The organism is Massilia sp. Dwa41.01b (assembly GCF_014171775.1).
Lineage (GTDB): Bacteria > Pseudomonadota > Gammaproteobacteria > Burkholderiales > Burkholderiaceae_D > Telluria.
Genome location: NZ_CP050454.1, coordinates 1,996,159 through 2,009,517, shown reverse-complemented (window position 1 = coordinate 2,009,517; position 13,359 = coordinate 1,996,159). Strand labels below are relative to the sequence as shown.

The following is a 13,359-nucleotide window of genomic DNA, read 5'->3' as shown; positions in this document are numbered from 1 at the left end:
CGTGTCCAACTACACACCTATCAGCTACCAGAGCACCGACGGGCTGGCACTGTACGCACGCGATTACCCGGCGCTGGCCATCGAGGCCAACCCGTCGGCGCGCGTGCCGGCACGGCTGCCGGTCGTCTGCCTGCATGGCCTGACCCGCAACTCGGCCGATTTCGACGAGCTGGCGCCTGCAATCGCAGGCCTGGGCCGGCGCGTGCTGGCGCCGGATGTGCGCGGCCGCGGCCACTCGGCGCGCGACCCCAACCCCGACAACTACAACCCGAACGTGTACGCCGGCGACGTCGTCAAGCTGATGCACGACCTGGGCATCTCCCGCGCCATCTTCATCGGCACCTCGATGGGCGGCCTGATCACCATGACCCTGGCCGTGCGCCACATCGAGCTCATCGCGGGCGCCGTCCTCAACGACGTGGGGCCGGTGCTGTCGACCCGGGGCCTGGCGCGCATCGCCGGCTACGCGGGCCGCTGCAACACGCTCTCGAGCTGGCAGGACGCGGCCGACTACCTGAAGGACATCAACGCCTGCGCCTTCCCCGACAATCCGGACACGGAATGGCGCAAGTGGGCCGCGCGCGCCTTCGAGGAAGACGACACCGGCAAGCTCGCGCTTCGCTATGACCCCAGCATTGCGCGCTCCCTGCAAACAGGTAAACTGCGTCCGACATCGCTCGCCGCGCGCCTGGCCTACAAGCGCCTGGCGCACAAGCGTCCGGTGTTGCTGGTCCGCGGCGCCCTGTCCGACCTGGTCGAACCCGAACAGGCGGCCTGGATGCGGCGCGCCGCGCCCACGCTGCAATACACCGAAGTGCCGAACGTCGGCCATGCACCGATGCTCACCGAACCGGAAGCGCTGGCGGCCATCCGCCAGTTCCTGTCCCGGCTTCCATAAATAACTGCACCACGCAGCATCACAGGAGACACCATGAACCACCTGATCAAACCCCTGTCCATCGCCCTCATGGCCGCCTTCGCCGCCGGCGCCGCGCCGCTGGCACTGGCCGCGGGCCCCGACCTCAAGATCGCCGTCATCGCCGGCAAGACCGGCCCGCTCGAAGCCTATGCCAAGGAAACCGAGACCGGCTTCATGATGGGCCTGGAATACCTCACCGGCGGCAAGATGGAGATCAATGGCCGCAAGCTGAAGGTCATCGTCAAGGACGACCAGAGCAAACCTGACCTGGGCCGCACCCTGCTGGCCGAAGCCTATGGCGACGACAAGGTCGACATCGCGGTGGGAACCACCTCCTCCGGCTCGGCGATCGCCATGCTGCCGGTGGCCAAGGAGTACAAGAAGGTGCTGATCGTCGAGCCGGCCGTGGCCGACGCCATCACGGCCGAAAAGTGGAACAAGTACATCTTCCGCACCGCGCGCAGCTCGATGCAGGATGCGCTGGCCGCCGCCAGCACGCTCAAGGGCGGCAGCGTCGCCTTCCTTGCCCAGGACTATGCCTTCGGCCGCGACGCCGTCAAGGCCGGCAAGGAAGCGCTGGCCGCCACCGGCAGCCGCGCCAAGGTCGTGCACGAGGAATACGCGCCGGCCACCGCCACCGACTTCACCGCGCCGACCCAGCGCCTGTTCGACGCCTTGAAGGACAAGCCGCAGCCGCGCGTGCTCGGCATCGTCTGGGCCGGCCCGAACCCGATGAACAAGATCGCCGATATGAAGCCCGAGCGTTTCGGCATCGCCCTCGCTCCCGGCGGCAACATCCTGCCGGTGATGAAGACCTGGAAGAACTACGCCGGCACCGAAGGCACGATCTATTACTACTACGCCTTCCCGAAGAACAAGATGAACGACTGGCTGGTGGCCGAGCACCAGAAGCGCTTCAAGGCACCGCCCGACATGTTCACCGCTGGCGGCTTCGCGGCGGCCAGCGCCGTGTTCACCGCCCTGTCGAAAGTCCCGACCGGGAACAGCGAGCAGCTGGTGGCGGCGATGGAAGGCATGCGCTTCGAGACCCCGAAAGGCCCGATGACCTTCCGCAAGGAGGATCACCAGGCGCTGCAGTCGATGTACCACTTCCGCATCAAGAAGAACCAGGCCAACGAATGGGACCTGCTGGAACTCGTGCGCGAAATTCCCGTCACCGAACTGCCGCTGCCGGTGAAGAACAAGCGCTGAGATGACTGCCGTGAATTCGCAACAGCCTTCCCTGTCCACGCGCGACCTGACCATCCGCTTCGGCGGGCACGTCGCCGTGAACGGGGTGACGGCGGACTTTTATCCGGGCACGCTGACCGTGATCGTCGGTCCCAACGGTGCCGGCAAGACCACCTACTTCAACCTGGTCTCGGGCCAGCTGGCGGCCACTTCCGGTAGCGTACTCTTGAATGGCCAGGACATCACGCGCCAGGGCGCCGCCCGCCGCACGCGCCTGGGCATCGGCCGCGCCTTCCAGCTGACCAACCTGTTCCCCAACCTGACGGTGATGGAAAACGTGCGCCTGGCGGTACAGAGCCGCGCGGGGCTGGGCCTGAACATGTTCTCGGTCTGGTTCGGCCACAAGGAATTGATCGAGCGCGCCGAGCATTACCTCGAGCGCGTGGCCATGGCCGGCAAACGCGAGGCGCGCGTCGGCTCGCTCTCGCACGGGGACCAGCGCAAGCTGGAAGTGGCGATCCTGCTGGCGCTCGAACCCGACATCCTGATGTTCGACGAGCCGACCGCCGGCATGAGCGTGGACGAGGTGCCGGTCGTGCTCGACCTGATCCATGCCGTGAAACGCGATGCCAACAAGACCGTGCTGCTGGTCGAGCACAAGATGGACGTGGTGCGCCAGCTGGCCGACCGCATCATCGTGCTGCACAACGGCACCCTGGTGGCGGACGGGAATCCCGGCGAAGTCATGCAATCGAAGATCGTACAGGAAGCCTATCTTGGAACACCGGAAACCGAACATGCCTGACCCATTGAAGGCGGATACAGCACCCCTGCTGACCCTGTCCGGCGTGCACACCCATATCGGCCAGTATCACATCCTGCAAGGGGTGGACCTGGTCGTGCCGCGCGGCGGCCTCTCGGTGCTGCTGGGCCGTAACGGCGCCGGCAAGACCACGACGCTGCGCACCATCATGGGCCTGTGGAAGGCCAGCGCGGGCAGCATCGTCTTCGACGGCCGCGACATCACGAAGATGGCGACGCCCGACATCGCCCGCCTCGGCATTGCCTACGTCCCCGAGAGCATGGCCGTGTTCTCGAACCTGACGGTGCGCGAGAACCTGTACCTGGCGGCCACGAACGGCCCGCTCGACATGGCGCGCGTCGACTGGATCTGCGGCTTCTTCCCCGCCCTGAAGAAATTCTGGAACTACCCCGCGGGTAATCTCTCTGGCGGACAGAAGCAGATGGTGGCCATCGCCCGCGCGATCGTCGAGCCAAGGAAGCTGCTGCTGGTGGACGAGCCGACCAAGGGCCTGGCCCCGGCCATCGTGCACAGCCTGATCGCAGCCTTCCGCGAACTGAAGGCGCTCGAGACGACGATCCTGCTGGTCGAGCAGAACTTCAACTTCGTGCGCTCGCTCGGCGACACGGTGAGCGTGATGGACGATGGCCGCGTCGCCCACGCCGGCAGCATGGCGCAGCTGGCCGGCGACGACGCCTTGCAGCAGCGCCTCCTGGGCCTGTCGCTCGACTCCCACCAATAGGAATCCAATGAGTGCTTCCCTTCCCCTCGCAACGCCCCAGCAGGATGCGCCCTTGCCGAGCGCACCGCGCGACATCGCGCCGCTGCTGCTGGTCCCCGCCCTGATCCTGTTGATGCTGCCCCTGGTTGGCAGTTTCCCGACCTGGGTCACGCTCACCGTCGCCGGGCTCGCCATGGGCATGATGATCTTCATCATGGCCAGCGGCCTGACTCTGGTGTTCGGCCTGATGGACGTGCTGAACTTCGGCCACGGCGCTTTTGTTTCCGTCGGCGCCTTTGCCGCCACCCTCGTGCTGCTGCCCATGCGCGGCTGGCTCGAGGTCGATTCGCTGCTGGCCAACCTCGGCGTGCTGGCGCTGGCTGTCACGGTGGCGATGCTGGTCACCGGCCTGCTCGGCTGGGCTTTTGAACGCGTCATCATCATGCCGGTGTATGGCCAGCACCTGAAACAAATCCTGATCACGATGGGCGGCATGATCGTCGCCGAACAGCTGATCAACGTGATCTGGGGGGCCGAGACCATTCCGCTGCCGCTGCCGACTTCCCTGCGCGGCGCCATCTTCCTTGGCGACGCCGCCATCGAGAAGTACCGGCTGGTAGCGGTCGTGGTGGGCGTGGTGGTGTTCGCCGCCATGTTCCTGACCCTGAACCGCACCAAGATCGGCCTCTTGATTCGTGCCGGCGTCGAGAACGGCGAGATGGTGGAAAGCCTGGGCTACCGCATCCGCCGCCTCTTCGTGGCCGTGTTCGCGGCCGGTTCCGCGCTGGCGGGTCTCGGCGGCGTGATGTGGGGACTGTACAAGGAAACGCTCTCGGCCGCGATGGGCGGCGAGATCATGGTCATGATCTTCATCGTCATCATCATCGGCGGCCTGGGTTCCGTAGGCGGCTGCTTCATCGGCGCCCTCCTGATGGCCCTGGTGGCCAACTACGCGGGTTTTCTCGCACCGAAATTCGCGCTGGTCTCGAACATCGTGCTGATGATCGCGATCCTGCTGTGGCGCCCGGCCGGACTGTATTCGAAAGCGCGGGGCTGACAACATGGGACCTATGAACCGACTTCTCTCGGGCGACCTGCCGCGCAGCCGCGCCTTGTCGCTCCTCCTGCTGCTGATCTTCCTGGGCCTGGCGGCCGCGCCCTTCCTGACTTCCGGCGCGCGCCCCCTCAACACGGCTGCCACCATCTGCGTCTACATCGTGCTGGTGGCCTCGTATGACCTGCTGCTGGGCTACACCGGCATCGTCTCGTTCGCGCACACGATGTTCTACGGGATCGGCGCCTACGGCATTGGCCTCGGCCTGGCGTCCGTCGACGAGCCGACCTGGTCGGCGGCGCTCACCGGCTTAGGGCTTGCCCTGCTGGTGGCCCTCGCCCTGGCGCTCGTGGTGGGCCTGTTCGCGCTGCGCGTGCGGGCGATCTTCTACGCCATGATCACGCTGGCGGTGGCGTCCTCGTTCGCGGTGCTGGCCTCGCAGCTGTCGGACTTCACCGGCGGCGAGGACGGCAAGACCTTCAGCGTACCCGAGGTACTCACGCCCGGCTTCACGCTGCTGGAAAATGAAGTGTTCGGACGTTCCATCGACGGCAAGCTGCTGACCTATTACCTGGTCTTCTTCGGCTGCCTGCTGCTCTTCCTGTTCCTGCTGCGCCTGGTGAATTCGCCATTCGGGCGGGTGCTGCAGGCGATCCGCGAAAACGAGTTCCGCGCCGAGGCCCTGGGCTACCGCACCGTCGTCTACCGCATCTGGGCCAACTGCCTGGCCGCGCTGGTGGCGGCGCTGGCCGGCGCCCTGATGGCCCTGTGGCTGCGCTATGTCGGGCCCAAGACTTCGCTCGGCTTCGAGGTGATGACCGACATCCTGCTGATCGTGGTCATCGGCGGCATGGGCACGATGTATGGCGCCGTGGTGGGTGCGGCGCTGTTCATCCTGGCGCAGAACTACCTGAAGGAACTGATGGCCCATGGCTCGAGCGCGCTCGAAGGCGTGCCCGTCCTGGCCGCGGCCCTGCATCCGGACCGCTGGATGCTCTGGCTGGGCGTGCTGTTCGTGCTGTCGATTTACTTCTTCCCGATCGGCATTGTCGGCAAGCTGCGCCTGCGCAGCTACCTGGCGCGGCGCTGAGCGGCGTCTTTGTTTGGATGCGGACGGCGCCCCGCCGTCCGCATGCAGTTTCGCTGCTTGTTTCCTCTCGTTTGTCCTCTACGCTTTAGAGCATCTAACACAACCTGCATGGCTGCGTTGCAGCGTCTTGCGCTGCAGGTTGTGTTAGATGCTCTTACCCTTTCCCGCGTTCGTACTCCCGCTTCCGCTTCGCCACTTCGCTTCCACGCTGCCCCTCCGGAACCCGCCGCCAGTCCACCAGTTTTCGCTTGCGCAAGAGCGCTGACGGCGTGCGGAAACACGCGCGTGCCGCCACGTTTCGCCTGTCCTGGTTAGACCTTACGCCATACAGCCGAGTTGCCGCACACATTGAATGAATATCAATGTTCGTTATCGTTCAGCTCATATGATGAAATCAACCATGGCCTCGTGACAGCCAGCGCGAGTGGAACGCCATCCTTCTGGCTCCGCATGAAAGCTCACCCATGAAAACTCTCAAGTCGTCCCTCCCCTCCTGCCTTGCGGCCGGCGCCATCGCGCTGGCGATGGCCACGCCCGGCGCTGCCCATGGGGCGGTCGAGGCGCTCAACGAAGGCTTCGACAACGTCGGCGGCCTGTCTACCTGGACCCTCGTCAACAGCAGCGTCCCGGGCGGCGCCAGCTGGTCGCAGGGCAACAGCGATATCTTCGGCTCGCAGTCGGGCGCCGCCAATTCCTATGCCGCCGCCAGCTTCCTCGGCACGAGCGACCCGCTCGGCGTGGTCGACAACTGGCTGATCACGCCCGTGCTGTCGCTGACCGGCGTGACCAACCTGACCTTCTGGACCCGGCATGAAGACATCCCCGGCTTCTCCGACCTGCTGGAAGTGCGTTTCGCTTCCGGGGCCGGCGGCGGCACCTCGGCCTTCACCACGCTGCTCGGCACCATTGGCGGCACCGGCGGCTACCCGGCTGACTGGAGCGAATGGAGCAGCAGCCTGAACATCGAGGGCGAAGGCCGTTTTGCCTTCCGCTATGTCGGCTATGCCAATACCCTGAACTACATTGGCCTTGATTCGGTCCGAGTAGTCACCGCCGTACCCGAACCGTCGCTCTACGCCATGCTGGCCCTCGGCCTGGGCGCACTGGGCTTCATGCGCCGCAAGTCGACCTGACGCTTCTCCGGAGACCCCACCATGTCACATAACAAACATCGCAAGGCGCTGCCGTGCGCCGTGTTGTCGGCCGCGCTGTCGGCCGCGCTGTTCGCCGGCCTGTTCGTCCCGGCCGGCGCCTCGGCGCGCCCCCGGAAGCCGCGGCACCGGCGGCGGCAGGCAGCAGCGGCGCCGCACAGCAGGGAATGGTTGTCGTGCGCGACGCCCAGACCGGCCAGATGCGCGCCGCCACGCCGCAGGAAATCCGCGCGCTGGCCCCAAGCCGCAGCAGCAGCGCGCTGCGCGCGCCCGCACAACCTGCGCTCATCACCCATCCAGGCGGCAGCCGCCAGGTGCGGCTGGGCGAACGCAGCCTCGTGTATTCGGTCGTCACGCGCGGCCCCGATGGCAAGCTGGCCGAGCAATGCGTCCAGGGCGCGGCCGCCGCCGACAAGGCCGTCCATGCAGCGCAGAGCGCGCCAGCCCACACCGAGGAGCACAGCCATGATGTTCGCTAAGTCGTTCACCACGCCGCTGCGCCGGCTCGCAACGCTGCTCCTGTCCTGTGCCGCCGTGGCCAGCGCGCAGGCGGCCACCATCACCATCGTCAACCAGAACGCCCCTGGTGTCGGCTTCAACGACCCGACCCCGGTCACGCCGGTGGGCGGCAATCCCGGCACCACGCTCGGCCAGCAACGCCTGCTGGCCTTCCAGCACGCGGCCGACATCTGGGGCGCCACCCTGACCAGCAAGGTGCCGATCCGCATCGGCGCTTCCTTCGTGCCGCTGTCCTGCACCGAGAACAGCGCCGTGCTCGGCTCGGCCGGCGCGAACGAGATCTGGTCGGACTTCACCAACGCGCCGCGTCCCGGCACCTGGTATCCGAGCGCCCTGGCCAGCAAGCTGGCCGGCACCGACGTCAGCACTCCGGGCGAGCCCCACATCATCGCACGCTTCAATTCGCGCCTCGGCCTGTTCCCCGACTGCCTGCCCGGACCCGGCTTCTACCTCGGCTTCGACCGCAATGCCGGCGCCGCCATCGACCTCGTCACCGTGCTGCTGCACGAAATGGCGCACGGCCTCGGCTTCCAGACCTTCACCGACGACGAAACCGGTGCCGAAATCCTCGGCGTGCCTTCCATCTGGGACTACTACCTGGTCGACAACCGCACCGAACGGCCCTGGGTCGACATGACCGACGCCGAACGGGTCGCGTCGGCCATCAGCGGCAACGGCCTGTCCTGGAATGGCCCGATCGTCACCGCCGCGGTACCGCAGGTGCTCGATCCACGTTCGCGCCTGACGGTCGGCGGCAGTGCCGCGGGCGGGGCGGCGGGCAACTACGACGTCGGCGACGCCTCCTTCGGTCCGCCGCTGGGCGCCACCCCGGTCACGGGGCAGTTGATGCCGGTGGTCGAAGCGGCCAACGCGCTGGGCCAGGCCTGCACCCCGCTCGACGCGCTCAACGCGCTGGCCGTGCGCGGCAACATCGCCCTCGTCTCGCGTGGTACCTGCCCCTTCGTCGACAAGGCACGCAATGTCCAGGCTGCGGGTGCGATTGGCATGGTGGTGGCCGACAACGCCCCGGGCGACCCGACCGGCATGAGCGGCGCCGACCCGAGCATCACGATCCCGTCGGTGCGCGTCACGCAGGCGGCAGGCGCGTCCTTGCTGGGCGCCCTGCAGTCGCGCTCGCGCACCCGGTCCGGCGTCGTCGCCAGCCTGGGCATCGACCCCGCGCGACTGGCCGGCACCGATACGCGGCGCCGCATCCTGATGTACACGCCGACCGTCAATGCGCCCGGGTCCTCGGTGTCGCACTACACCACGGAAGCCAAGCCGAACCAGCTGATGGAGCCGTCCATCAACTCCGACCTGACGCACGAAGTGACGCCGCCGCGCGACCTCACCTACCCGCTGCTGCAGGACATCGGCTGGTAACACTGGCGGCGACGTGCTCCTGAGCGCGCCCAGTGACGTGCTCAGTGACGTGCTCAGCGACCTGCCCGGATGCGTGCCCGGATGCGTGCCCAGGCAGGTGCGGCCCGAGGCCCGGGGTGCAGCGCGTGAGACAAAAAAAGGCCCGGTCACCTGATGGTGCCGGGCCTTTTCATGATGCAGCCGGTATGCAGCCGCAATGCCATTGCCCATGCCATTTCCGGCATGGGCAATGGCCGCGGCCCCTCGGCGCGTGCACGCCGGCAGCCGCGCTGCGCTGTTACTGCTGTTCTTTTTCCTTGAACTTGGCGACGCCGCCGATGATCTCGGCCTTCGCCTCTTCCGGGCCGACCCAGCCTTCGATCTTGACCCACTTGCCTTTTTCGAGGTCCTTGTAGTGCTCGAAGAAGTGCTGGATCTGCTGCAGGCGCAGGTCCTGCAGGTCTTCCGGCTTCTGCCAGTGGCTGTAGATCGGCAGGATCTTGTCGACCGGCACGGCCAGGATCTTGGCGTCGCCACCGGCTTCGTCCGTCATCTTCAGCATGCCGATCGCGCGGCAACGCACGACCACGCCAGGGATCAGCGGGAACGGGGTGATGACCAGCACGTCGCATGGGTCGCCGTCGTCCGACAGGGTTTGCGGCACATAGCCGTAGTTGCACGGATAGTGCATCGCGGTACCCATGAAGCGGTCGACGAAGATCGCACCGGTATCCTTGTCGACTTCGTACTTGATCGGATCGGCGTTCATCGGGATCTCGATGATGACGTTGAAATCATTCGGCACGTCGCGGCCGGCTGGGACGTTATTCAAGCTCATGGGTGGGTCCTTGGTTGCTGAAGAATCAATAAAGGGGAGCATTATATCGAATAGGCATAAGCTTGTGCGGCGCAGCACCTTGCCGTGCGGATCGGTGGTGGTGGAATCACGCGAGGCGCGAGAAGAGCGGCTTGCATGCGACGCAAAGACGCGCATCGAATCGCGTCGCAGTGGGAGAAATGGTGCTTGCCGAGCGATATTGCCGGGGACGCGAAATATTGCCGGGGACGCGAAAAAAACCGTAGGGTGGACGGCTCCACCCGCACGCCCGCCCTGACGCGGCGCAAACGCCGTCCACGCGTTCAACGCACGGTTGCGGGTCGAAGTGCGGTTCCGGGATAAGGCCTCGGCAGAGGCGTGGAGATCAAGGTTGGATACCGGGCCGCGGGCCTGCATGCATGGGTTGAACGCGTGAGCGGCGCCCCACGTCGCGTGCGATCAGCCGGTCGGGTGGAGCCGCACACCCTACGACACCGTCAGTGCCGATCAATCTCGACCAAACGAGGGGACTGATGCCTCAGCCCGCCATCACAACAGATTCGCCAGCGCGCTCTGCCGATAATGATTCGCCGCCTGCTCTTCCTGGCTGAGCGCTTCGTGCAATTGCGCCAGCTTCAGGTGGGCGTCGCGCACCATGGTCGCGTCGAGCGCGTCCGACAGCGCCTGCTCCAGGTAGCGCTGGGCCTTGCCCCACAGCTTCTGGCGCAGGCACAGCGAGCCGAGGGTCAATGCCAGTTCGGCATCAAGCGGACGCTCGCGCAGCCAGGTCTCGCAGTGTTCGATCTGCGACAGCAGCGTGCTCGATCCGGCCGGACCGGCTGCGTCGCGGTAGGCGCGCAGCACGCGTTCGTCCCAGCCTGCACGGAGCGATTCCTCGGCAATCACGCGCGCCTCGTCCTGCAGCCCGCTGGCGTTGAAGGCGGCGGCCGCGCGCGCGGCGATGTACGGCTTGGTGCGGTCCTGCGCCGGCACGTCCGCCCACACGCGCCGGATCGCTTCCGGGTCGCGTCCCTCTTCCGACAGCAGGCTGTCGTAGGCCATCTCGCGCAGGCGGCTCGACAGTGCCGGATGCAGCGCGCGGCGCTTGTCGAGGATACGCACCAGGCGCAGCACTTCCGGCCAGTTGCGCGCCTGCTGGTTCGCCTTCATCGACCATTGCAGCGCGTGGATATGGCGCTGGCCACTGGCGTTGAGTTCCGCCACCGCCGCCAGGGCCGCTTCCGGCTGGTGGTCGTCGACCAGCAGCTCGATGACCGTCATCAGGCGCGCGGTCTTGAGGGTGTTGTCGTGGGCGATGCCGGCCAACCAGGCATCGCGCCGGGCCGGTTCGCGCATGCGATGGGCGGCCCGCGCGCCGATCAGCGCGGCCAGGCCGGCGTTCTCGGGCAGCTCGGCGGCACGCATCGCCGCTTTCTCGGCATGGCCGAAGCGGCCTTCGAACAGGGCTTTCAGTGCATCGCGCAAGCCCTTGTTGCCCTCGCGCTCGCGCTTGCGCAGGCGGTAGGCGGCCACCCGTTCGGGCATGCGCAGCGTCGCCGCCACCGCCCGGGCCAGGCCGTAGAGCGTCAGGAACAGCAGCCCCAGCAGCACCACGAACAGGTTCAGCGACATGTCGATCCGGTGCGGCGGGTAGAACAGCACCACGTTGCCCGGATTGAAACGGGCCGTCACGGCGATGCCGATCGCGGCGAGCATCAGGGCAACCAGCCAGAGAAGTAGACGCATGTATTCGAACTTCTTGTTAAGACTTCGTATGGAGAAGACGGGTTAAGGCTTCTTGTAGTTGCGCACTGCCGTCAAGCTGTCGGCCAGCGTCGGCATCTCGATCGCCAGGTTGTTGGCCTGGACCTGGCGCAGCGCGGCCTGGGCCTGCTGCGTCGTGCGCGCACCGGTATCGAAGTACTTGCTTAGCGACTCCTGTGCGGCGGCCAGGTCGCTGGCGAAAGTCGTCTCGTCGCGCGACAGCAGCGCCAGGCGGGCGTTGAGCAGGCGCAGCTTGAGGTTCTCGCGCACGAAGTAATTCTGGTCGGGCGAGAGCATCAGCGCTTCCGGCGTATTGACACTGCGGACGCGGATCAGCTGGCGCACATCGTCCCACATCTCGGCGCTCCAGTTGCGCCAGGTCGCCAGCACGCGCTCGCCCAGCGTCATCTTGACGGCCGGCGCCGGCGCCTCCTTCGCGCGGGTGGCGCGCACCGGCGCCGCCGGCAGTAAAGGTTTCTCGTCGGACAGGAGCGGCAGCGTATCGACCTGGGCGATGACGCTGTCGAGGCGCACGGCTACCCCGGCCAGGTCCACGGCGGGCGTCGCCCTGAGCTTTTCCATGTCCCCGGCGATCGCGCGGCGCACGTTGATGAACTGCGGCTTGTCCGAGCGCGACAGCGAACGGTCGGCGTTCTGCAGCGCGATCAGGGCGCCCTGCACGTTGCCCGCCAGTTGCAGCTGCTGGCTGGCGGTCGAGAGCACCTGCTCCACTTCCGACAGCGCCCATTCGTCGCGGCTCTTCGACAAATCCTGGTAGAGCTGTTCCAGCGCCAGTTGCTGGCTCTGGTTCTCGAGCTGGCGGCTCTCGAGCACGCCCACCTTGACCTGCAACGCTTTCGATTGCTCGGCGACGTCGCGCGCCAGCGCAGCCGTCTCCGCATTCATCTCGTTGCCTTTTTGCAGGCTGCGCGCCATTTCCTGGCGCAGCGTGTTGATGCGGCTGTGGCTCGACCAGGTCTGGAGCGCCAGCAGGAAGGCCAGCGCCCCCACGGCCAGCGGCAGCGGCCGCAGCAACTGGTCGGCCAGGCTCGGGGGCGGTGCGCGGTGCACGACACGCGCGCCATAGGCGTCGGAGCCCGGCGCGTCGGATGCGCGCACCGGAGGCGCGACGGGTGGCTGCATGGCGGGCTGCGCAGGCGGTGCGGATTCCGGCAGATCTGAATTATTCGGCAGTTCGTTCATGTTCGAGATTGTAACGCGGCAATCAATCGCTCGTCGCCCGAGCCGGTGAGCGTCACGCGCTCCAGACCGAGGGCACGCGCCGTTTCGGCGATCCGGCATGCGGCACGATAAGGTGCTGGCCGCGCATTTGGCTGACACAGCCGGGGTCGAGCTCGTCCAGAAGCGCAAACAGGCCGCGCAGCGCCTCCGAGCTCGTGATTATCCAGTCGTTCGGCCCGCCCAGCAAGGCGCGCAGCGTGGCGGCCAGTTGGGGCGTGAGCGGCGGCACGCTACGGCGGTAGGCCGGCACCACCACTACCTCGGCGCCGGCGGCGCGAAACCCGTCCGCCATCAGTTCGCGCCCCGACTCGCCGCGCACGATCAGCACCCGCTTGCCCGCAAGCTGCCCCAGGTCGAGCGAGGCCAGCAGGTTCTCCGAATCGCTGCGCGCCGGGTCCTGCGGGCCGAGGATGGTCGCGTTCGACGCGTCGAGGCCGCGGCGCGCCAGCGTCGCTCGGCTGCCTTCGCCCAGGACGGCGATCGCCACTTCGCGCGGCCAGTCTGTCAGATGGGAAAAGGCGGCGTCGATCGCGTTCGGCGACACGAAGGCCACCAGGGCAAAGCTGGACAACTCTGCGGGGCCGCGCGCAGGAGCGTGGTGTCCGCCAAAGGCGCGATCTCGAGCAGGGGCAGCAGGACCGGCGTACGCCCGAGCACGGCGACGGCCTGCGCGAGGCCATCGGCCTGGGCGCGGGGACGGGTGATGACGACCTTCCCGGGCATGCGG

12 protein-coding genes and 1 pseudogene are annotated in these 13,359 nt (G+C 66.9%); 9 read left to right on the top strand and 4 right to left on the bottom strand.

What is annotated here, in order from left to right; translation table 11 throughout:
• Window position 1 precedes the first annotated feature (1 nt).
• From G4G28_RS09145 to G4G28_RS09105, 9 genes are all read left to right on the top strand, one after another.
• Window positions 2-898 (top strand): alpha/beta fold hydrolase, encoded by an 897-nt coding sequence (locus G4G28_RS09145; protein ID WP_183108271.1) that lies wholly within the window; start codon window positions 2-4, stop codon window positions 896-898.
• A 33-nt stretch (window positions 899-931) separates the two neighbouring features.
• Window positions 932-2,131 carry a substrate-binding domain-containing protein gene (locus G4G28_RS09140; protein ID WP_183108270.1) on the top strand — a complete coding sequence of 400 codons (1,200 nt, stop codon included), beginning with the start codon at window positions 932-934 and terminating at the stop codon, window positions 2,129-2,131.
• Between the two features lies 1 nt (window position 2,132).
• Entirely contained in the window at window positions 2,133-2,915 is a 783-nt protein-coding gene (locus tag G4G28_RS09135) for an ABC transporter ATP-binding protein (protein ID WP_182988022.1), read from the top strand.
• Window positions 2,908-3,654 (top strand): ABC transporter ATP-binding protein, encoded by a 747-nt coding sequence (locus tag G4G28_RS09130; RefSeq protein WP_182988021.1) that lies wholly within the window; start codon window positions 2,908-2,910, stop codon window positions 3,652-3,654. Before G4G28_RS09135 ends, G4G28_RS09130 begins: the two co-directional genes overlap by 8 nt.
• A 7-nt stretch (window positions 3,655-3,661) precedes the next feature.
• Window positions 3,662-4,690, top strand: coding sequence for a branched-chain amino acid ABC transporter permease (locus G4G28_RS09125; RefSeq protein ID WP_182988020.1), 1,029 nt, complete (start codon window positions 3,662-3,664; stop codon window positions 4,688-4,690).
• 13 nt (window positions 4,691-4,703) lie between these two features.
• A complete protein-coding gene (locus G4G28_RS09120; RefSeq protein ID WP_182988019.1) occupies window positions 4,704-5,777 on the top strand; it encodes a branched-chain amino acid ABC transporter permease in 1,074 nt (357 codons plus the stop codon).
• A gap of 464 nt (window positions 5,778-6,241) precedes the next feature.
• Entirely contained in the window at window positions 6,242-6,910 is a 669-nt protein-coding gene (locus G4G28_RS09115) for a choice-of-anchor J family PEP-CTERM protein (RefSeq protein ID WP_182988018.1), read from the top strand.
• A gap of 53 nt (window positions 6,911-6,963) precedes the next feature.
• Entirely contained in the window at window positions 6,964-7,407 is a 444-nt protein-coding gene (locus G4G28_RS09110; RefSeq protein WP_183108269.1) for a post-PEP-CTERM-1 domain-containing protein, read from the top strand.
• Entirely contained in the window at window positions 7,394-8,830 is a 1,437-nt protein-coding gene (locus tag G4G28_RS09105; RefSeq protein WP_183108268.1) for a PA domain-containing protein, read from the top strand. The genes G4G28_RS09110 and G4G28_RS09105 overlap by 14 nt, the downstream gene beginning before the upstream one ends.
• Before the next feature lie 277 nt (window positions 8,831-9,107).
• Here the strand turns inward: G4G28_RS09105 and ppa are convergent, their stop codons facing one another.
• From ppa to G4G28_RS09085, 4 genes and pseudogenes are all read right to left on the bottom strand, one after another.
• Window positions 9,108-9,647: an inorganic diphosphatase gene (gene ppa, locus G4G28_RS09100; RefSeq protein WP_182988016.1), complete on the bottom strand. Its 540-nt coding sequence runs from the start codon at window positions 9,645-9,647 to the stop codon at window positions 9,108-9,110.
• 528 nt (window positions 9,648-10,175) lie between these two features.
• Window positions 10,176-11,342: a heme biosynthesis HemY N-terminal domain-containing protein gene (locus G4G28_RS09095; RefSeq protein WP_229508069.1), complete on the bottom strand. Its 1,167-nt coding sequence runs from the start codon at window positions 11,340-11,342 to the stop codon at window positions 10,176-10,178.
• A 72-nt stretch (window positions 11,343-11,414) separates the two neighbouring features.
• Entirely contained in the window at window positions 11,415-12,593 is a 1,179-nt protein-coding gene (locus G4G28_RS09090; protein WP_183108266.1) for a uroporphyrinogen-III C-methyltransferase, read from the bottom strand.
• Window positions 12,590-13,355, bottom strand: a pseudogene (locus G4G28_RS09085) (uroporphyrinogen-III synthase). The gene G4G28_RS09090 and the pseudogene G4G28_RS09085 overlap by 4 nt, the downstream one beginning before the upstream one ends.
• Between the last annotated feature and the right edge of the window lie 4 nt (window positions 13,356-13,359).

Coding starts and splice junctions, on each gene's coding strand:
- G4G28_RS09140 (WP_183108270.1), top strand. CDS start 932: ATGAACCACCTGATCAAACCCCTGTCCATCGCCCTCATGGCCGCCTTC.
- G4G28_RS09135 (WP_182988022.1), top strand. CDS start 2,133: ATGACTGCCGTGAATTCGCAACAGCCTTCCCTGTCCACGCGCGACCTG.
- G4G28_RS09130 (WP_182988021.1), top strand. CDS start 2,908: ATGCCTGACCCATTGAAGGCGGATACAGCACCCCTGCTGACCCTGTCC.
- G4G28_RS09125 (WP_182988020.1), top strand. CDS start 3,662: ATGAGTGCTTCCCTTCCCCTCGCAACGCCCCAGCAGGATGCGCCCTTG.
- G4G28_RS09120 (WP_182988019.1), top strand. CDS start 4,704: ATGAACCGACTTCTCTCGGGCGACCTGCCGCGCAGCCGCGCCTTGTCG.
- G4G28_RS09115 (WP_182988018.1), top strand. CDS start 6,242: ATGAAAACTCTCAAGTCGTCCCTCCCCTCCTGCCTTGCGGCCGGCGCC.
- G4G28_RS09105 (WP_183108268.1), top strand. CDS start 7,394: ATGATGTTCGCTAAGTCGTTCACCACGCCGCTGCGCCGGCTCGCAACG.
- ppa (WP_182988016.1), bottom strand. CDS start 9,647: ATGAGCTTGAATAACGTCCCAGCCGGCCGCGACGTGCCGAATGATTTC.
- G4G28_RS09095 (WP_229508069.1), bottom strand. CDS start 11,342: ATGCTCGCCGCGATCGGCATCGCCGTGACGGCCCGTTTCAATCCGGGC.
- G4G28_RS09090 (WP_183108266.1), bottom strand. CDS start 12,593: ATGAACGAACTGCCGAATAATTCAGATCTGCCGGAATCCGCACCGCCT.